Source organism: Methyloterricola oryzae (assembly GCF_000934725.1).
GTDB lineage: Bacteria > Pseudomonadota > Gammaproteobacteria > Methylococcales > Methylococcaceae > Methyloterricola > Methyloterricola oryzae.
Window position 1 is genome coordinate 24848 of sequence record NZ_JYNS01000017.1, and the last position, 19021, is coordinate 43868.

The 19021-nt window shown below is 56.8% G+C and carries 14 protein-coding genes; 4 read left to right on the forward strand and 10 right to left on the reverse strand.

Annotation, left to right across the window (positions count from 1 at the left end):
- The first annotated feature begins 1 nt into the window (after nucleotide 1).
- From EK23_RS17715 to EK23_RS17725, 3 genes are all read left to right on the forward strand, one after another.
- The gene (locus tag EK23_RS17715) at nucleotides 2-661 is read left to right on the forward strand and encodes a c-type cytochrome (RefSeq protein WP_235282190.1); all 660 of its coding nucleotides are present in this window, start codon (nucleotides 2-4) and stop codon (nucleotides 659-661) included.
- Nucleotides 662-708: 47 nt separating this feature from the next.
- A complete protein-coding gene (locus EK23_RS17720) occupies nucleotides 709-1290 on the forward strand; it encodes a peroxiredoxin (protein ID WP_045226736.1) in 582 nt (193 codons plus the stop codon).
- Nucleotides 1291-1352: 62 nt separating this feature from the next.
- Entirely contained in the window at nucleotides 1353-1820 is a 468-nt protein-coding gene (locus EK23_RS17725) for a c-type cytochrome (protein WP_045226737.1), read from the forward strand.
- A gap of 80 nt (nucleotides 1821-1900) precedes the next feature.
- On the opposite strand, the gene EK23_RS17730 is transcribed toward EK23_RS17725, so the two are convergent.
- Complete coding sequence (locus EK23_RS17730) at nucleotides 1901-2140, reverse strand: hypothetical protein (protein ID WP_045226738.1); 240 nt, start codon at nucleotides 2138-2140, stop codon at nucleotides 1901-1903.
- 373 nt (nucleotides 2141-2513) lie between these two features.
- Here EK23_RS17730 and EK23_RS17735 point away from each other — a divergent pair, with 373 nt between their 5' ends.
- Nucleotides 2514-3479 carry an SMP-30/gluconolactonase/LRE family protein gene (locus tag EK23_RS17735; RefSeq protein ID WP_045226739.1) on the forward strand — a complete coding sequence of 322 codons (966 nt, stop codon included), beginning with the start codon at nucleotides 2514-2516 and terminating at the stop codon, nucleotides 3477-3479.
- Between the two features lie 66 nt (nucleotides 3480-3545).
- Here EK23_RS17735 and EK23_RS17740 read toward each other — a convergent pair whose 3' ends face one another.
- The 9 genes from EK23_RS17740 to EK23_RS17785 form a co-directional block, all read right to left on the reverse strand.
- Entirely contained in the window at nucleotides 3546-4706 is a 1161-nt protein-coding gene (locus EK23_RS17740; RefSeq protein WP_045226740.1) for a pyridoxal phosphate-dependent aminotransferase, read from the reverse strand.
- A 53-nt stretch (nucleotides 4707-4759) separates the two neighbouring features.
- The gene (locus EK23_RS17745; protein WP_052808310.1) at nucleotides 4760-5398 is read right to left on the reverse strand and encodes a hypothetical protein; all 639 of its coding nucleotides are present in this window, start codon (nucleotides 5396-5398) and stop codon (nucleotides 4760-4762) included.
- A 245-nt stretch (nucleotides 5399-5643) separates the two neighbouring features.
- Nucleotides 5644-6513: a phage tail protein gene (locus EK23_RS17750; RefSeq protein WP_045226741.1), complete on the reverse strand. Its 870-nt coding sequence runs from the start codon at nucleotides 6511-6513 to the stop codon at nucleotides 5644-5646.
- A gap of 173 nt (nucleotides 6514-6686) precedes the next feature.
- Nucleotides 6687-9947: a TonB-dependent receptor domain-containing protein gene (locus EK23_RS22045; protein WP_158002539.1), complete on the reverse strand. Its 3261-nt coding sequence runs from the start codon at nucleotides 9945-9947 to the stop codon at nucleotides 6687-6689.
- A 446-nt stretch (nucleotides 9948-10393) separates the two neighbouring features.
- Nucleotides 10394-11158, reverse strand: coding sequence for a superoxide dismutase (locus EK23_RS17765; RefSeq protein WP_045226742.1), 765 nt, complete (start codon nucleotides 11156-11158; stop codon nucleotides 10394-10396).
- A gap of 33 nt (nucleotides 11159-11191) precedes the next feature.
- Nucleotides 11192-12367, reverse strand: coding sequence for an efflux RND transporter periplasmic adaptor subunit (locus EK23_RS17770; RefSeq protein WP_052808313.1), 1176 nt, complete (start codon nucleotides 12365-12367; stop codon nucleotides 11192-11194).
- Entirely contained in the window at nucleotides 12351-15560 is a 3210-nt protein-coding gene (locus EK23_RS17775) for an efflux RND transporter permease subunit (protein ID WP_045226743.1), read from the reverse strand. Before EK23_RS17775 ends, EK23_RS17770 begins: the two co-directional genes overlap by 17 nt.
- A gap of 242 nt (nucleotides 15561-15802) precedes the next feature.
- On the reverse strand, nucleotides 15803-17176 hold the full coding sequence (locus EK23_RS17780; protein ID WP_235282182.1) for an MBL fold metallo-hydrolase: 1374 nt from the start codon (nucleotides 17174-17176) through the stop codon (nucleotides 15803-15805).
- A gap of 344 nt (nucleotides 17177-17520) precedes the next feature.
- Nucleotides 17521-18948 carry an aryl-sulfate sulfotransferase gene (locus EK23_RS17785; RefSeq protein WP_082054321.1) on the reverse strand — a complete coding sequence of 476 codons (1428 nt, stop codon included), beginning with the start codon at nucleotides 18946-18948 and terminating at the stop codon, nucleotides 17521-17523.
- Between the last annotated feature and the right edge of the window lie 73 nt (nucleotides 18949-19021).

Below are 19021 nucleotides of genomic sequence, written 5' to 3' on the forward strand. Positions count from 1 at the left end.
CGTGAAGCTGAATACGATCGCGGCGCTGATGGCGCTCGCCGGGATTTGCTCGGTCGGCGTCGCCGCAGAATTGGCGGAGGATCCAGAAGCAATCCGGTTGCGGATCGGCACTGGGGATCCTGTCGCTGGGAAGGCCAAGTCGGAATCCGAGTTGTGCCAGGGATGTCATGGTGAAGAAGGCGTGAGCAATGTGGTTGGGGTTCCAAACCTGGCAGCCCAGTTCGCCCCCTATTTGATTAAGCAGTTGTCGGACTTTCGGACTCAGTCGCGACGCCACCGAATCATGAACGCCATGGCAGAGGGCCTGTCTGAGACCGATTTGCCCGACATCGCGGCGTACTTTGCGAGCCGTTCCAGGCCCAAGGAGGATGGCGCGGGTGGCCCCGACGCCAATGCCAAAGACCTGTTCCTCTATGGAGATGTGGAGCGGAACCTTGACGCTTGCGCCAGTTGCCATGAATCGGATGCCCGTGGCCGAGTCTCCCGTGGTGTTGCCTATCCAGCTTTGGCTGGACAACAGAGCGGCTACCTGCGTGTTCAGTTACTGAACTGGAAGGCCGGGATACGCAACAACAGCCCACAAGGAGTGATGAATCGTGTTGCCAGTCAGCTCACTGAAGCCGAGATTTCAGAGTTGGCCAACTATCTGTCGGGACTTTAGCTTGATTCGCGAGTTACCCCCTAAATTTTCAAACCGAAGGAGATACCATGAGACGTCTAGTTCTGGCCGGAATCGTAGCCGGCATTTTTAGCCAATCGGGGCAAGCGGCGCTCAAGGAGGGCGATGCAGCGCCAGATTTCAGCACTCTGGCCTCCCTGGCAGGGAAGGCCTTCGACTATTCCCTGAAAGATTCCCTCAAACACGGACCTGTCGTTGTTTATTTCTATCCGTCGGCATTTACCGGCGGGTGCAATATCCAGGCGCACACGTTTGCCGTCAATCACGAAAAGTTCACCGCGGCGGGCGCCAGCATCATCGGCGTCTCGCTGGATAGTATCGCCCGGCTGAACGACTTCTCCGCCGATCCGCAGTACTGCGCAGGGAAAGTGGCAGTTGCCTCAGACCCCGACGGAAAAATCGCAAGGTCCTACGACCTTTCCGTTCGTGACGCAGCGCCCGGCAAGAAAGACAGCCGTGGGGTGGACATTGACCATGGCTTTGCCGAGCGCACCACGTTCATTGTCAAGTCGGATGGAAAAATTGCTGCGACTCTGGGTGGTCTGAAGCCCGCAGAGAACGTCGAGAAGTCCTTGGAGATCGTGCAGGCGTTAAGCGCAAAGAAGCCTTAATCGGCAACTGCAGATTCTTGCCGTGGGTATGACCCAATTCGACCAATTTGGAGTAGCACTTGATGACCGCGAGATTCACTGTACTAGCTTTACTGTCCACTGCTTATAGCGCTTCCTTTGCTGGCCAGATCGAAGATCAGATTCGCTTTCGGCAGTCGGCATATTCTTTCGCCGCTTGGAACTTGGCAAAGATTAAAAATCAGGTCCAGCATCCGGACACGTTCAACAAGGAACAGGTCGGCGCTGCTGCGTCGGCCATAGCCGCAATCGCCGGTTCTGATTTGAATTCGCTGTACGGTCCAGGAACGGAGCAGGGAGTGGGTTGGCAAAAAACAAGGGTGAAGCCGGATTATTTCCAGAAACCGGACGAAGTCAAAAAGCTCGCCGAGGATTTTCGAAAGGAGTCGCTCGAACTTGTCAAGTTGGCGTCCGGCGGCGACGTGGCGGCGGTCAAGACACAGTTCGGAAAGCTCAGCCAAACCTGCAAGAGCTGCCACGACTCCTTTCGTCTCAAAGACGTCGAAGAGTAATTCAGCCTGAAGCTTCCAACCGCGTGTGCCACCGACAGGTGGCACCGGGGGATCCGCGGAGTGTCGAGCCGGCTCCAATTTCAGACGACGCCATAGATGTGCGATGCGAGATTGTCGTTTTCCAGATCCGCGATCATCGCATCGACCAGGGCCTCGGCGTGTTGCCGTTCTAGACGATTGAGCTTTGGATAGAGTCTTTGGTAGGCAAGGTTGAAGCGAACAACCTCCCCTTTTCCGTAGGGTCGCTTCAAATTATTGAACAGGTCATTAAGTTCCTTGATGTCTTTTGAACGTAATGGCGTCACGGTTGCGGTCTTCATGGTCTGGCTCGATTTGGTTGTGATGCAATTGAATTAGCAACCACGATGCCAGTCCTCATCGATCACTGGATTGCCACAAAAAGCAACGTATTTGTGGTTCGCGAAGTGGCGTCTCGCAGTCCGCCGTTGCTGATTTGGCAGCAGCCGCCCATCAGAATCGTCTCCGAGTCAACATCTGTTCGAAAATCATGGAGTCATTGGGGTCGCAGTACATCGCTGAAAGCGCCTAAGCGCCGCGAATTGCAGTCGTCCTGCGCGACGCCTGCCTCCGGCATAGTTACTGCTGAAAGGGCTATGGGGAGCACGGCGCCCCCGAATCATCAATCATCATCGCGCGCCCAGCGCGATCCCATCACTTGAAAAGGAGAAACGTATGCCGATCAATCGCGGTCTGTGCCATCTTTTGCCATTGGTGGCTTCCATGGCGTTAGCCATTCCAGTATTGGCGGAGGAAGTCGTAACTCCGCCAATTCCCGGCGTGGCGGGGGCCAATACAAAAGTCGAGTTGATCAAGGACGGCTTTACCGGCACGGAGGGTCCCATCGGACTGACTGACGGAAGCCTGCTGTTTACGGAGACCCAGGCTAACCGGATCGTGCGCATTACCCCGGACAACAAGGTAGCTACCTTCTTGGAGAACAGCAACGGCGCAAATGGCTTGGCGTTCAATAGCAACGGCGAACTGGTTGCGGTGCAGACGCTTAAACCTCAAGTGGGCATCATCTATCCGATAGGTAAGGAAACGGTGTTTGCTGACAACTACGAGGGGAAGCCGTTTCAACGCCCAAACGACCTGGTTCAGGATAAGGAAGGTGGCATCTATTTCACGGACAGCGGGACACGTCCCTCTAAAGACAATCCCAATCCGCCCCCATCGACACCAGGTGTTTACTACCTCTCACCGGCGGGGAAGCTTTCTCGCCTGGTTAACGACATTGAGCGTCCCAATGGTATTCAGTTGTCCAAGGATCAGAAAGTGCTGTACGTGGCCAACACGCAGGGTGAGTCCATCCTTGCCTATGATTTGGCGTCGCCCGGAAAGTTGGGCGCCAGGAAGGACTTTGCCAAGTTGAAGGGCTGGTCAAACGGCGAGGGCGGTTGGTCCAGTGGCGCGGATGGACTGGCCCTGGACGACGCAGGCCGTCTTTACGTCGCGTCAAACGCCGGTGTGGAGGTGCTCTCAGAGAAGGGTGATGCCTTGGGCGTCATTCCCATCCCTAAAAAGCCTCAGAACTTGGCCTTCGCCGGCGAAGACAAAAAGACCCTCTACGTCGTTGGACGGGGAGCGGCCTACAAAGTGGATCTGTTGACGCCGGGTATCAAAGGGCGCCTCAAGTAGATCTACCATCGCTTCGGGAGGCAGGGAACGCACTTTCGCTGTTTCCCGAGGTGGTGTGGGACGTTGTCAGGCTGCCCGAAAGCGCAGCATTCGCTTCGCCGCCTCCTGCAAAGTTCCGTCGTCTTTGGCGAAACAGAATCGGATCAGAGATTCTCCTACAGTGCTGCGATAAAAGGCGCTTCCCGGAATGGCTGCTACACCGGCCTGTTCCAGCAACGCCAGAGCAGCTGATTTTGCATCGGAATAGCCAAACTTTGAAATATCAGCCAGGACATAGTACGCGCCTTCTGGGACGATGGGCGTTAGGCCGGCATGGTCGAGGCCTTCACATAGGATTTCCCGTTTCCGCTGGTACTCGGTCGCAATTCCGCGCAAAAGTGCCGGTGGCGCGGCAAAGCCTGCGGCGACCCCGTATTGCAACGGGGTTGGAGCACAGACGTATAGCAAGTCGTTGACCAGATTGATGGCTCTTGCAATTTTCTCCGGCGCGAACAGGTAACCCAGGCGCCAGCCGGTGACACTGAAGGTTTTCGAGAATCCCATGATACTCACCGTGCGCTGCCCGAGGTTTCCAACCGAGGCGGGCGAAATGTGCTGGCGTCCGTCGAAGGTAATGTACTCGTATATTTCGTCGGTAATGACCAGGAGGTCGCAAGCCTCCGCCACCCGCTCTAATGCGCGCAGTTCAATTTCACTGAACATTTTTCCGCTGGGATTGGATGGCGTGCACAAGACGATGGCGCGGGTGTTTGGCCTGATGGCTGCGCGCAGGCGCTCTTCGTCGAGGGCAAAGCGGGGCGGCTCTAGTGTTAAAAACTGTGGCTCTAAGCCGCTGAGCATGATCGTATTCAGGTGGTATCCATAGAAGGGCTCAAACAACAGTATTCCATCACCTGGATTCAGGAGAGCCGCCAAAGTCGCCGCAAATGCACCCGTCGTACCGCTTGTGACAACGATTTGGGATTCCGGATCTGCTTTCAAGCCGTTGTCCCGCAGGAGTTTTTTCGCAATTTCTTGGCGCAGTGGACGGATGCCCTCGGGAAGTGCGTAACTGCTGTGGTCGTCGCGAATAGCCGTTATCGCGCCGAATTGGACCTCCAGTGGTGCGGGCAAGTCACCCAGCCCTTGACCAAGATTGATGCCGCCCAAGTGCTCACACAGTCGAGTCATGTGGCGAATGTCAGATTGCGAAAGGTTGGCGATGCGGTGCGCAGGCTGAACAGTCATGGATAAAGTTCCTCGCAATTTCTTCGATGCATGATGAGTGTGGACGGAAGTGTTCAGTGGGGGTGACTCGAGTTCCTGCATCGCATGGGCGTGTAGCCCAATTCTTGTAGCTTGCGGGCATTTCTCGGACTGCCGGTTCTGGCCCAGATTTCGTAAAGCCTGAGAGGGTCATCGGGGGCTGCGAGCCGGTTTTGCTCGGCTACGTCTGCGAAAACATCAACCAATGCCAGAAACTTTCGCGATAATTCCTCGAAAATGCCCCTGAATATAAGGCTTTGGGGCGGTCGACGGCTGTGTTCACTCAGGCGGCCATAGGCCGCTTTCCCCACGACAACGAAGTAATCCACGTCGATTAACTTGCGAGACAGACCTCCTGAAAACACGCCTGCGACGAGCAGTGCGACATCGCCTAGGCGCTGCAAGGCTCGATTGCGTTGAATTGGGCTGCGGGCTTGTGTGGCTTGCGAAAACATCGCTGCCAACGGCGTTTCCACTAAACGGTCAGGCATCGTTTCGAACAGATTTTCTGGATGGTTAAAGTGAACCAGCAGGCTGACCAGGTACCCGACGGTCGCATCATTGATGGCGACCCGGTTCTTGGCGATTGCAAGGTCCAGACAACTTCTGAAATGGGATTTTAAGTCCACGTCGGTCATGATGATTGCGCAACAGGCTTCGTCTGGTTCGGACATTCGACATCTCCAAAATCTTCCTCTAGCAATCACTTCAGCAAGTGCAAGACCAATCCGCCGTGGGGCGTGAAGATATATTGCCCAACGGATTGCTTCGGGCGCGTTTACCCGCGCTGGTCGGGTTCTGTCTTGACGTCAATGACTGCCTCTGGAACAACACCCGTCAGTCAGACACTGTTGTCTCGCAAACAGGGCAGCTGTCGGCCGCGCAGCGAGGGCACAACACATTCAGGGATCGCCGTCCTTCAATATTTGATGATCCAATAAACTCCCGCGTTCTTTGGGCGTGTCTCCTCGCCGCCGACAATTGCGGTCGTGTGTTTGAAGGGACTGCCCGGTGAGTTATCGATATCTGACCGTCCTGAATGACCCCACGCGTTACCAGCGGTGCCCGTGTTTTCGGAGAATGTATAGTCATCGAATGGGTGGGCGTGCGCTTTGAAATCGTCCAACTGAAACTCACCGAGACGTCGCGTCACATCGCCTGGATATCTGTAGCTAGACTGTTCGTGCTGTCCCAGTCCGCGAAGGAACAGTCCTCGCAAGTCGGGAACCCGTTGACCGGTCAATTGTTTGAGCTTCTCGTACTGGGGGCCCTCAGGTATGTTCGATCCGTCGCACGGAAGCCAGCCTGCCGGTGCTTGCGCGTTCCAATAAGCGATGATGCTCCCAACCGGAACGCTAGGATTCGGAGGATCAGGCCGATCAGGAGTCGCAGCGGTACTGGAAGTCTGCGATGCGGGTAGTCCGGAGAGCGCTGCGAGAAGTCGTTGTCGCGGTTGCAGTTCGCGCCCGTCCACCGTAATAGCGAGATAGCGGGGTGCCGAGCCTGACAGGTCCGGCAAGGGGCGGCCGGACGTATCGGTGGTGCCGAGGAGAACGTTAAATCGTCCGTTAAGGATGGCGACATTGTCGAACTGTTGTGGTCCCCATGACGCTGTCTGTGCGTCCTGCGTGTCGTACAGGCTGAAACTGATGCGTTTACTCAAGGCAGGGCTCTCTGTTTGCGGCAGGAGGCCTTCATAACTCACGATCGGCAGGGGCCCTTCTGCATGGGCGCGGTTCGCCATAACCGCGGCCGACACGCAGGCCAGCAATAACAAGTTGGTCTTCATTCGAGTTCTCCGCTTCGGCTTGATGTGCCGAAATTCATGTGGGCCAGCTTTCTTTCGTCGTTCTGAGGCTCATGGCATTAAAAAAAGGGCCCGCTAGGAGGGCCCATCAAATACCGGCAGGGACGCCGAGGAGACATGCACGGTGTTACGCCGGGTCAATCCGGCGCTATTGTTTAGAACTGTCCGCTTAAAACCACGCCATACCAACGAGGCGCGGTTTGCAGAGTTCCGGTCTGGGACCCTTGGGCGATTGGTTGGGTATCAAGCAAATTGCGAACCAAGAAGCTAATGTCGATGGTGCGATCTTTACGGCCCAGCCCGATAGCGGCATCAAGTAGGCCGTATCCATTCACCCAACCGTATTTTGAAAGCGTGACGTCGGCGTTGTAGCCCGTTTGAAAGGCGTAATTCAGGCTGGTGTGGGCATCGTAGCCGTCGAACACTGGATAGCGGTATTCGCCGCCCACGTTGAACGAGAATAGTGACGCTCCTGGCAGCCGCTTGCCGGACAGATCCTGGTAGGGATTATTTTTGTATTGGGGAGACGTTGGATCCTGCTCGGGTGCCAAGGGAGAGTTCTTAAAGTCCGCATACCAGGCATCGTTGTAAGCCGCGGCGAAACGCAGGGATGTATGGGGGAGCCCCGTGTACACGCCGTCCAACTCGACACCCCAGGCCTTGACCTTCTTGGCGTTCAAAGTCGCGGTCGTGTAGTAGAGGGTGCCATCGTTGTTGAGGTCCGTGGTGTACTGGTCGACGACCTGGATGGCCTGCTGGTAGTCGGATATGTCCATATAGAACACATCGGTATTGATGGTCAGGGCATTATCAAAGAAGAAGGATTTCAGGCCGATTTCGAAGGACTCGGTCACTTCCGGTTTAGCCTGCATGGACAATCCGTTGACGATTTGTGCGATACCGGCCTTTTCTCCATGTTGCCAGGTGCCGTAAGCCGTCATTTCCTCATTGATCTTGAACTGAGGACTAAGCAGGGACGTGAGCTGGACTTTGCGGAAGGGCTCTGCTGTGACGGTGTTGTAGACAGGGCCGATCTGGGCCTTGCGCAGGTTCTGGGCATCTGCAATCTGGCGCTTTTGGGCAGGGGTCAGGGTGTCCCATGTCTTGTCCGTACCAAAGTATTTCTTCGCAGCGCGGTTGGCCGCTTTCAGAGCCTGGTCATAGTGAGCCTTATCCGTGGTGATCGCGGTGCCATTGGCTCCGGAGACGACACGGATGATATTGCTTTCACCCTCGACCTTGGAGGCGTTGCTGACATCGGTGCCCAGCCCCTTCTTCTGACCGTTGGTGTAAAAGCCGTCGTTGGTGGCATAACTCGTGGCGTCGTTTGGTTTCCCCGCTTTGACCCACTTTTCCTTGCTGACGATCTTGTTGTTTACGACATACGTGTTGAAATCGACTTTGGGGTTGAAGTCCTTGTCGTAGTTGTAGGTGTGCCAGCGACCATCGGGGCCGATGGCATTGTATCCACCTGCGGATGCTGCCGAAACGTTGATGGAATCGAAGCCGCCCAACTTAACGCCGAAGGTCGAGACACTCGGGTTGAGAATACCGCCATAACCATTGTCGGTAATCTGTTTCCAACCGGTGGTGGTGCGGTCTTCATAGGTGGCGCGCAGGCCCGTGGTGACGGTCAAGTCATTGGTGACGTGCCAGTTGGCAGTGCCGTAGACGGCGGGGCTTTCGTTCTTGATCTGTTGCTGACCATTGGTACGCAGCCCGTTCAATGCGTCGCCTAACAGATAGCGCCCGCCCGGTGTGGCAGTCAGACGGCCATAGACGCCTGCATATTCCAGGCTCTTGCCGTTCGCCAGTGGATCGTAAACATACTTGGTGTAAACGCGTCCGGTAATGGGGCCGCTATGCACCTGGGTGCCGGCAGGGTTGTCATACAACTGCGGGTTGCCGCCTGCAAACCAGTAGCCGGCATCGGATCCCCAGCCGTTTTTGGCGTCCACTTCGGTTTGCGTCTTGATGTAGTAAAGACCCGTCACGTAGTCCAGCAGACCACCCTTTTCCGAGGCAAGCCGCAATTCCTGGGAGAACTGTTCATAGCGTACGCCACCGCCACTCTGCAAAGTGACGTCGTAAGGCGTGCCCTCGTCATTGCGCGCGTCGAAATCGAAGTCTTTCCAGCCGGTGATCGAGGTGATGGTATGAGAACCAAGGTTCCAGTTCATGTCGCCGGTCACGCCATGCATGCCGGTCTGCAAGGGCTGCTGGTTGTCGTTGTTCTGAGTGCCGTTGTAGTAGTTGTAATAGCTCGTGGTGCCATAACCCGGCAATTGTTTGAAATAGCCGCGTTGCAAGCGGTTATCGGCGGTGGCGGTGGCGTTCCAGCCATTGCCATCGGTGTAGGTCGCGGGTAGCGGATGAAAAAAGTTGAGACCGTTGAAATTCTGCTGAGTCTTGGGCTCCACATCGACTCGCAGGCGCGCGGTGAAATTGTCCGAAGGAGTCAACAGAAACTGGGTACGTCCTGAGATCTGGTTGGTGTCGATATAAGTGCGTCGCCCGAGGTCGTAGTCGTTTTGATAGACGCCCGCTTGCTTGTGGACGAAGAAGGTGCCGCGCCACGCGAGCAAATCATCGATCAGCGGACCACCGTATGAAGCGTCGCCGTAGAATGTGTCGTTGATACCGTATCGCATGGCATAGCGCCCCCCAGAAGTGAAGGAGGGTGCCTTGGTTGTGATGTTGACACTGCCCAGGCTGTAGTTCTTGCCGCCATAGGTTCCGCCGGGCCCGCGGTTGACTTCGATCGACTCAACATCCACTTGATCCCATGTGGCCAGTGAGTTGTAAGCGAAACTGATGCCGTCGACTCCAGTCAGTACGCTGGGATCTTGTGCTTCGGTGATGCCCTTGCGTCCGACGCCGCGTATGGACAAGGCCAGTGTACGGGGATTTCCGGTATCACGACTCAAGTTGGCGGAGCGTTTGGAGAAGTCGGCAAGGTTATAAGCGCCCGTTTCCTGCAATTGTTCGCCGGTGATGACCGAGACCGATTTGGGCACATCATGCAATTTTTTTAGACCCCGGTTGGTTCGGACGACCACTTCACCGAGTGCCTTGGGTTCTTCTGGAGGAGCCTCCGCAATAGCAGGAGTTCCGGGTGGTTCGCTAACAGGAAGCTCAGAGCCGGGCGGGGCCGATACCGGAATTTCTTCGCCCTGTGGAATCGGCGTAGCTGACTTTTGTGCCGCAAGCTCTTCGTCCTTTTTTTTGAGGGCTTCTTTCAAGCGTGCGACTTCCGCCTGCAAGTCCTCCACGACTTTGTCATTGGCGGCGAATGCCGGATCGCCTATCGCGATTGCCGAGGAAACAGCCAGGGCGAGTGCCGAACGGTGATTGGTGGTGGCTTCACGCCGGGGATGTCGTCGAGACTGCGGGATTGATTTTCCGGGGCTGGTCATTGGCTCGATGCTCACGCTTGTTATAAGGACACGTGATGCCCTCATCGCAATTCGCGGGCCAGCTTTTCGGCTCTCAGCCTGGATGCTGAAAATGACCTGGGTTCTTAAATAACAATCGAATTAACAAATAGATGCATTGCTTTTATGGAAGCATTTCGCGCCCCTCCGACACTGCCGGCATGAAACGCGCCAGACTCAACTGCTGATGAGCGAGCATGCCTTAAGCAGGGGTGCTGGAAACGATACAGGGAAGGGGGCTGACCGCCCCGGCTTCCAGGAATTTTGGTGAGTTGATGAGGCAGCGACGTCAAGGCGTTGCCTCGACCTGGCTTGGGCGGTAAACGAATTGGTGGCCGCACTCCAGATGGCTGGTGTGGAAAGGCCCAGTCACCGAGATCTATCTCCCCGTGACTGGGCCCGCGACGAGCAGCTTATGCCAGATGATTTCAGCGGGAGTTATCCATCAGCAGGACTGCGCGGGCCCGCCGGGCCTTGTCCAGGCGTTGAGAAACGATTTCCCAGTTGATGTTGCGAAAAAATGCGTCGATGTATTGCTGCGCCGCGGCACCGTAATCCATCTGGTAGGCGTGCTCGTATAAGTCCATGACCAGGACCGGGAGGGTGGCACTGGGCGCGTGCTGGTGGTCCCATTGCCAGTAATTTTCCAGCAGACCTGTGTGCAGGTTGAGCCCCAGCACGACCCAGCCTGACCCCCCGCTGAGACCGTTGCCGATGCGCTTAAATTCCTTTTCCCAATTTGCCGCGGATCCAAAGGCTTCGTTGAATGCCTTCTCGAGATAGGCGTCCGGTTTGTCGCGCCCCCCGAGATTGCCGAAGTAGAGATCATGTAAAACCACGGACCCATTGCGAACCAGTTGCTCTCGTTTGATGTCGTTGTAGAAATAGGCCGGAAGGTTGGTGTCCTGAAGTAGTTCAGCCAATTTTTGCTTGACGGCGTTGAGAGCTTTTACAGCCCCACCGTAGTTGTTTTCCCAGTGGGACTTGATCAGTTTTTCAGAGATTCCGTCCAACTTGGCTGGGTCAAAAGGCAAAGGCTTCGCCTGGTGTTGGCTTGCGAATGCAAGTTGCAGGGGAGGGATCGCGACGTCGGCATCGCTTTTGCTTGCCAGTGCGCTTGGCGACAGGGCCGCGAGGGTTGCGCCTGCTGCGGCGGTGGCCAGGAACTCGCGGCGTTGGAGGTCTTCGTGCATGTGGGCTACTCCATGATTGGTGAGATGTGATGATCAGCCGGCGGCTCCTGAATTGACGTCGGCCACGCGGACCTCATCGCCGCTTGCGACACCGTCGGGGGGATTGTCGATGATCCTCTCGTCGGCACGGATGCCGTCGGAGATTTCAATGGTCTTGCCCAGATCCCGGGTGATGATGACCGGCTTAAGCAAGATGCGGTTGTCGATGCCCAGCGTCGCCACTTGCGCGCCTCTTGCATCCAGGACCAAGGCGCTGGCAGGAATGCTCAGTGCCGATGTGTTGCCAGGCAATTCAAGTTTCACGTTAGCGTAGCCGCCAGGTAGAAGGTTCCCTTCCGTATTGTCCAGTAACAACTGGACCAGACTGGTGCCACTTGCGGCGTCGATGGCACCTGCGGTGGCGGCGACTTCTGCACCATAGCTGCGGCCTGGCTGATCCGGGACAGTGATTCGCGCACGTATGCCCGTGTGTACTTGAGGTGCGAAACTTTGCGGGACGCTCACATATACCCGCAGCTTCTTGACTTGGGCCAGGGTGAACAACTCTTGGCCTGCACCCGTGCCCGCAGCGATGAGTGCGCCGACATCAGTGTTGCGTTTGGTGATGATGCCGTCGAAAGGGGCGATCAGGCGGGTGAATCCCTTCATTGCGGTATACCGCTGCAGGTTGGCCCGGGCCGAACCAAGAGCTGCCTCTTTCGCCGCTGCGTCGGCCAGCTTTTCGTCAACCTCTTGTTGAGCGGCCGAGTCACTGTCCAGCAGCATCCGCCAGCGTCGTGCCGTCGATGCAGCGAATTTGGCATCGGCTTCGGCCGTGGCGACATCGGCTTTGGCCTGCATCAGTTGCTGATCGAGATCCGGCGTTTCTATTTCCGCCAGAACCTGTCCGGCCTTCACCGAAGCGCCAATATCGAGATTCCAGTATTTCAAATAGCCACTCACGCGGGCGAAGATGGGTGCCTGAGAGAAGGCTTCAATTCGGCCAGGCAGCTCCAGGTGCGCCGATTCGGTTGCCGCGGTCGGATGGACAATGGCGACGTTCGGCGTGGCGTGCATCTCTGTCCATTGCTGGAGTTTAAGCTGGTCTTGAGCCCGACTGACCAATCCGAAGCAGACGGCGAATGCAGCGAAAGAAGTGAGTACGATCACGCTCCGGCCCAGTTTCGGCAGTTTTGCGGATGAAGAAACAGTGTCAGGCTGTGGCGGCATGCGAGTCTCCTGAATGGGCGCTGGTCGGGGCGGTGTGATGCGAACGGGTATGTGCGATGGAAAACAGGACGGGTACGAAAAGGAGTGTGCTAATGGTGGAAAATAGTAGGCCTCCGATGACGGCCAGCCCCAGAGGCGCGTTTTGTTCGCCTCCTTCGCCCAGACCCAAAGCCATGGGCACCATTCCAATGATCATGGCGAGTGCCGTCATCAACACCGGCCGGCACCTGACAACTCCTGCTTGGATGGCGGCACTGGTGGCCGGAACATTTTGCGCAAGGCGCTCGCGGGCGAAGCTGACGATCAGGACAGCGTTCGCGGTTGCAACGCCCATGCACATGATGGCGCCAGTCAATGCGGGTACAGACAAGGTTGTGCGGGTCGCGAACAGCATCCAGACGATTCCGGCCAGGGCGGCGGGCAGGGTGCTGATGATCACCAGTGGGTCAATCCACGATTGAAAATTTACGACAATGACCAGATAAATAAGGACGATTGCGGCGACCAGCCCCAAACTGAGTCCGGAATAGGCAACGCTCATGGTCTTGTACTGTCCCAACAAGACGGCGCTACTGCCCTTGGGCAATTCGGCCGCGCTTTCATTGAGGACGGTTTGGATTTCCTGGGAAACGCTGCCAAGGTCGCGGCCTTGAGTCGTGGCGTAAATCTGTACGAGAGGCTGAATGTCATATTGGGAAACCACCGAGCTTGATACCCCACGGCGAATGTCGGCGATCCCTCCCAGTACCTGGCGCGCAGGGGCCTCCGTTGAATTTACCGGCAGATTCTGCAAGGCGGGTAACGAGTCCACGGCATACTGCGGCGTCTGCATGACGATGGGGTAGGAAACGCCATTTTGCGGGTTGAGCCAAAAGGCCGGAGCTGCCTGCCCGGAGCCCGCCAATTGAACCATCAGGCTGTTTGCCACATCGCGCTCAGTTACGCCGGCAAGCTGCGCGCGAGTCCGGTCCACGTCCACATTCAGCAATGGGCTATTGCGCGCCTGCTGAATGCGGGCATCGGCGACTCCGGGAATGTGCCTGATTTTGTCCAACAGCCTGTGCGCATATGCGAAATTCCCGTTGAGGTCATTGCCGCGAATCTGAATGTCGATGGGGGCTGGAGAGCCGAAGTTGAGGATCTGGCTGACCATATCGGCGGGCAGGAACGCGAAGCTGGTTCCGGGGAAGCGCCGAGGCAAGATCTCCCGCAGATTTCGAACATAGGCTTCGGTGGGGCCGTGCCCCGGACGCAGGGAAATCTGGATGATGCCGTCCTGAGAGCCAACCAGACCATTGTTGGCAAAGGACATGTTGATGGAAGAAATGGGCATGCCGATGTTGTCCACGAGTACGCTCAGTTCGCTGTTCGGAATGGCTCCGCGGATAACCTCTTCGATGGCCGCCAGCCGGTTTGCGGTTTCCTCGACGCGGGTGCCGTTCGGAACCCTGACATGAATTTGAATCTGCCCAGCGTCCACCGACGGAAAGAAATTCTGTCCCAAAAATGGGACGAGCAGGAATGAGGCCAGAACGAAAACGGCGAATCCTGCGACAAATCTAAAACGGGACTGGATAGCCATTTCCAGGGTCGCTGCATATTGACCGCGGAGGCGTTCGAACCCTGCTTCAAAGCGGCGTTGGATTATAACGAGGGCCTGCTTGCTGGGCGGCATCGCCAGGTCATTTCCGTGCAGATCGGTGTGTGGCGCATGGGGTTTTAGCCAATACTTGGCGAGAGTCGGCACCAAAGTCCGCGAGAGAATGAATGATGCGAGCATGGCCAACATCACGGCTTCCGCCATGGGCACGAAGAGGTAACGCGCCACGCCTTGCAGGAAAAACATGGGTACGAAGACGATGCAGATGCACAGCAGAGATACGAATGCGGGCACAACGATTTGATCAGCCCCGTCCAGGATGGCTTGTTCGACTTCCTTGCCTTGCTCAAGATGCCAGTTTATGTTCTCGATCGTGACTGTCGCTTCATCCACCAGGATCCCGACCGCTAACGCCAGTCCCCCCAGCGTCATGATGTTCAAGGTTTCCCCGAGTTCGGCCAGGGCTGCGATCGCAGCCAAGACCGACAGGGGAATGGAGATCGCGATGATCAGTGTGGCGCGCACATTGCCAAGGAAGAGCAGAATCATCAGGCTGGTCAATCCGGCTGCAATGAGACCTTCCTTTACTACGCTGCTCACGGCTGCACGCACAAAGAGCGATTGATCCGCCAGCGGTTTCACCTCCAAGGCGGCCGGAAGGGAGGGTTTGATCGCCTCCACCATGTTTTTGATGCCGGCGATGATGTCCAAGGTGGATGTCGCGCCGTTCTTCAAAATCTGCAACAGTGCCGAACGTGCGCCATCCACGTGGACGACATTGGTCTGGACGGCGCTGCCATCACGCACAGTGGCCACGTCTCGAATAAACACCAGCGCTCCATTCACATTTCGAATGGGTATTGCGCCGAGAGCGGCCAAATCGACTGGGGCATTATTGAGTTGGATAAAGTATTCGAACTCCCCAATCTTTTGCGTGCCGGCGGGTGTGAGCAGATTCTGCGACGCCAGCGCGTTGGCCACATCTTGTCCGGAGAGTCCGCGTGCGCGTAATGCCTCCGGGTTGAGGTCTATCTGCAATTGCCGAGATTTTCCCCCGAACGGCCATGGTATTGAGGCGCCGGCAACCGTTGTAAGCCGCGCGCGCAGGGCAAACATGCCCAGGTCGGCCAACATTTGTTCCGTCATGCCTTTTCCGGACAGTGCCAGTTGGAGAATCGGCACCGTCGCGGCACTGTAGTTGAGGATCATGGGCGGCGTTGCGCCGGGCGGAAAGTTTTTCAGCATAGTTTGCGAAACGGCTGTGACCTGAGAGTTCGCGACGCTGATGTCGACGTTGGGATGGAAGAAGATTTTGACGATACCGATACCGTTATAGGAGTTGGCTTCAATGTGCTCGATGTCGTTGACGGTAGTAGTTAGCACTCTTTGATAGGGCGTGGTTATGCGTCCTGACATCTGGTCTGGTGAGAGCCCCGTGTACTGCCAAGCGACCACGATGACCGGAATGTCTATGCCGGGGAAAATGTCCACGGGGGTCCGCAAGGCAGAGAGTGTGCCGGCGATGAGAATTGCGATGGCGAAGACAATGAACGTATAAGGCCGCGAGAGGGCCAGGCGGACGATTCCGGTCATGAACGGCAATTCAGGCGTAGAGGGCGTCCTTGTTGACTACAGCATCCGAACGTTGGATGTTCGGGTGTGAGTAATGGAATGTCAGCGCCGACAGTGTGTTTCCCCAACAACCCCGGTGGAACCGGGACGGCTGGCTTCACACCATTGATACGGAGCTTGAATGTTGCCATTTGATGGGTCTCAAGGCGATTCCACACTCAGAAGTGGCGGGGCCATTGGTGGCCCCGCCGACACGGGGCGTCCTATTTCGCAGCCGTGGTAATGCCGATCGCCTTGCGCAAATCCGCTAGCGAGACAACCCCGGGTCCATGCAGCGCCGCGATCTTGTCTACCTTCAGCTTCAGCTTGCCGATGTTCTCATACAAGTTGACGGTGTAAGGATTGGGCGTTTCGGGCGGCGGCGCATTTGCCGGCAAGGGGGTGTAAGCGTCGGCTTCGATCAAGATTTTTTCCTTGGGCAGGTAAATCAGATCAAAGGCGTCGTTGTGGCTATTGCCGGCGATGGAATGGATTTCGATCGTACGCTTCCCATCGGAGAGTACATGGGAGCCCGTGTATGACGAAAAGACTGGGGTCGCTTTGGATTGTTCCAGGCGGTCGGGCTTCAGGCTGTGAGGATTCTTCCAGACGTGCTGGTAGTAGTCCTTATTGGCGTCTTCGGTCACGATGGTGGCGCCGGTGTCCACGAAGCTGCGCAGTCCGCCGGAGTGATCGAAGTGAGCATGGGTGTTCACTACATACTTGATGGGCTTACCCGGTATGATTTCCTTGATCTTAGCAATCAGGGCTTGTGATCGTTCCTCATTGAGCGGAGCTTCTACCAGCACGATGTGGTCGCGCTGCTCGATGGCGACGCTGTGGTGGGTGCCACCAGTCAGGTAAAACACCCCATCGGCAAGCTTCTCGCTCTTGACGGCGACGGTCGGCGTGGACGCAGCGGCAATCTCCAGAGGCACGGAATAGTCAGCCTGCGGGTTTGCTTTGACTTCGGTCACGTTCAAGTCAAGCACTGGATGCCCGCCCTGGCTGCGCGTGATATGAGCGGGAAAATGGATGCCACCAAAGTCCTTGTACTCGGAAAACTTCGTTTCTACCAGGGTGTCGCCCAGTACCGGGTTATCGATCCAGGTCTTGACGCTATCCAATTGATTTTGGCCGTTGATATGCCCGACATACTTGTATTTGCCGCCAACAGCAAAGCTTAGTTCGATCCCCTGGTCTCCAGTTGTCGCAGTCGCGTTGTTTGCCACAGCAGCCTTAAGGAAGCCCTGAGGAGTTGACCAAATTTCGGCAGTGCGTTCCTCCACGGCGGCAGCCTGCAAAGTGGTGGCAGGCGGGGTGCCCGGCGCCGAATTATTGGGTACCGCCACATTCCATGCGGTGCTGCCGTTGATGGACTGTTGGACCTTCTGCTCCACCGGAGTTGGGCGCGAGCGGCCCGGTTCGATGATCTGTTTTCGGGTGATCTGCACCCGGGCGGCAGGCGTCGCATAGTCGATGTCTGCCAAGTACTGGCTAAGTTGATAGGGCGGCCAGGGCAGAGTCGGGTTCGGGGCTTGTCCGAATTGATACCATTGGCCATTGCCGGAAAACTCCAAACCTTTCACACCGGCCACGTTCAGTGTATGCGCGGTTTCGTGTACCCGGTCTTCGGGAGTTGTGGCGCATCCAGTCACAATCAGGGCTACGGCTGAGGCTAGGATGGGATATCTTGCTGCTCTCATGGGTTCTCCAAAATTTGGTATTACCGTTGAATCGGTGTTGTGTGTCGCAGGGGTCCAATGCGAAATCCGTACCTATCTGGTCTCTTTCGGACGGGTTCCTTATCAGACCTGGGTTGAACTTTGGTTTGTGGCCGGATTCGATTCGCAACAAACCTGGCCCGCATGTTGATGACCGGACAGTCGGTGCTGCCTAAACAACAGGTCTGATGGCGGGCGAACAGTTGGAGCCGAGACTATCAGGGCTTGGTCTGAGAAACGCGGAACAATGCCGTTACTGGCGCTTTGACTGACTCTTCTGAGTGTGGCGTAGCATCCGGCACCCAGTCATATGGAACGGGTTGGCCGCGATAAAGTTGATTGTTGTACGTGGGCCTGCCGGTAACCGGGTCGGTCGCGGTCTTGAAATAGGGATTCACATATTCCCACACTATGTCTCCCTCGCGTGTCACCTGGAACAACCGGCCGCTCTGTCCCTCGTCGATAAAGGTATTTCCGTTGGGAAGCCTTCTGGCGGCGCTGATGTGAGTGCTACGGAAGGACCAGGCAGGGCCGCCGGAGCTTTCCCCGGTGTATTGCCAGACGATCTCTTCGTTGACCGGATTGATTTCCAGCACTCGCGAGCCGCCGGTTCTCGGTAAGTCCGCAGTCGGGTAGCCGGCCAGGCCTTGGTTGTCGAATACCAACAGGTTTCCAGCCCCAGGTAATCCCTCTGGGATAATGTGGGCGTCGTGTTGGGCGCTGATCTGATCCACGGGCCGAGGTACCTGGCGCGGGCTTTGTCCTTCGGCGGAAGCCGCGGGATAGTGGGGGCCCAGTCGCCAAACCACCTTTCCGGTTTTGCGGTCTATGATCGCAATGAAATTGGCGTTGCGGGCATCGAAGATCAGGTTGTCCGGGTGAAAGCGAATGTCACCCTCTTTAAACCAATGATTGGGCCCGACGGGTTTGAGGTTGTTCACGTGCAGATAGTCCGCGGTGCGCGCCCCGCGGACCAATTTCAATTCTGCCGCACTAAAGCCGAATTCAGATAGATGGTCTGACGCGACCCAGCGCCAGACAACCACACCCGTCGGATCGACTTCATAGACCACATCGTCCAGGACTTGAGGCTGTTTGAACCCTTTCACAGGGTGAACTAGGTTCGCGAGCACCACGGTGTTTCCATTGGGCAGACGCGCCCAGTCGTGGTGCTGCTGAGCAGCGCCGCCGGGCGCCTTGGCGCCAAAGGTCCAAACTGGCCTGCCTTGCCAATCCACTTCTCCAATGGTCTTGGCGATGCGCCGGTTGATTTGCCCCGGGATCAGGCCAGTTCCTTTGCCTTCAGCCATTTCCAGGGTCAGGAACACATGGCCTTTACGCCCGCCATTGAGGGCCGGGTCAATGGCCGTGCTGTGGCCGGCGGCGTCTTGCCATTCGTGCACCGAATTGCCGTTGAGGTCTATCAGGTGCGCGATGTTGTCGCCGCCGGTGAATAGCACGAAGGAATTGTAGGCGCGGATGGGGTCATAGAGCGTTGTTCCGGTGGGGTAGACGCTGGGAGCGCTTGCCGCGAGATGGGGCAGGACTGCAATTGCGAGTGCTGTCGCGCCGCCGAGGGCGAGTTGGTTCAGTCTGGCGAAAGACTCGAGGCGAGACCTTTTCGCCCCGTATTCGACGCTTTGCATGCCGCCTCCGAAAGGCATTGGGATTGGTCCTTCGGCTTAGCAGCTATCGTGCCGAGGAACTGGCATGCGTAGT

Bases quoted from the DNA above. Each gene is read 5' to 3' on its own strand.
- EK23_RS17720 (WP_045226736.1), top strand. From the start codon at position 709: ATGAGACGTCTAGTTCTGGCCGGAATCGTAGCCGGCATTTTTAGCCAA.
- EK23_RS17725 (WP_045226737.1), top strand. From the start codon at position 1,353: ATGACCGCGAGATTCACTGTACTAGCTTTACTGTCCACTGCTTATAGC.
- EK23_RS17730 (WP_045226738.1), bottom strand. From the start codon at position 2,140: ATGAAGACCGCAACCGTGACGCCATTACGTTCAAAAGACATCAAGGAA.
- EK23_RS17735 (WP_045226739.1), top strand. From the start codon at position 2,514: ATGCCGATCAATCGCGGTCTGTGCCATCTTTTGCCATTGGTGGCTTCC.
- EK23_RS17740 (WP_045226740.1), bottom strand. From the start codon at position 4,706: ATGACTGTTCAGCCTGCGCACCGCATCGCCAACCTTTCGCAATCTGAC.
- EK23_RS17745 (WP_052808310.1), bottom strand. From the start codon at position 5,398: ATGTCCGAACCAGACGAAGCCTGTTGCGCAATCATCATGACCGACGTG.
- EK23_RS17750 (WP_045226741.1), bottom strand. From the start codon at position 6,513: ATGAAGACCAACTTGTTATTGCTGGCCTGCGTGTCGGCCGCGGTTATG.
- EK23_RS22045 (WP_158002539.1), bottom strand. From the start codon at position 9,947: ATGACCAGCCCCGGAAAATCAATCCCGCAGTCTCGACGACATCCCCGG.
- EK23_RS17765 (WP_045226742.1), bottom strand. From the start codon at position 11,158: ATGCACGAAGACCTCCAACGCCGCGAGTTCCTGGCCACCGCCGCAGCA.
- EK23_RS17770 (WP_052808313.1), bottom strand. From the start codon at position 12,367: ATGCCGCCACAGCCTGACACTGTTTCTTCATCCGCAAAACTGCCGAAA.
- EK23_RS17775 (WP_045226743.1), bottom strand. From the start codon at position 15,560: ATGACCGGAATCGTCCGCCTGGCCCTCTCGCGGCCTTATACGTTCATT.
- EK23_RS17785 (WP_082054321.1), bottom strand. From the start codon at position 18,948: ATGCAAAGCGTCGAATACGGGGCGAAAAGGTCTCGCCTCGAGTCTTTC.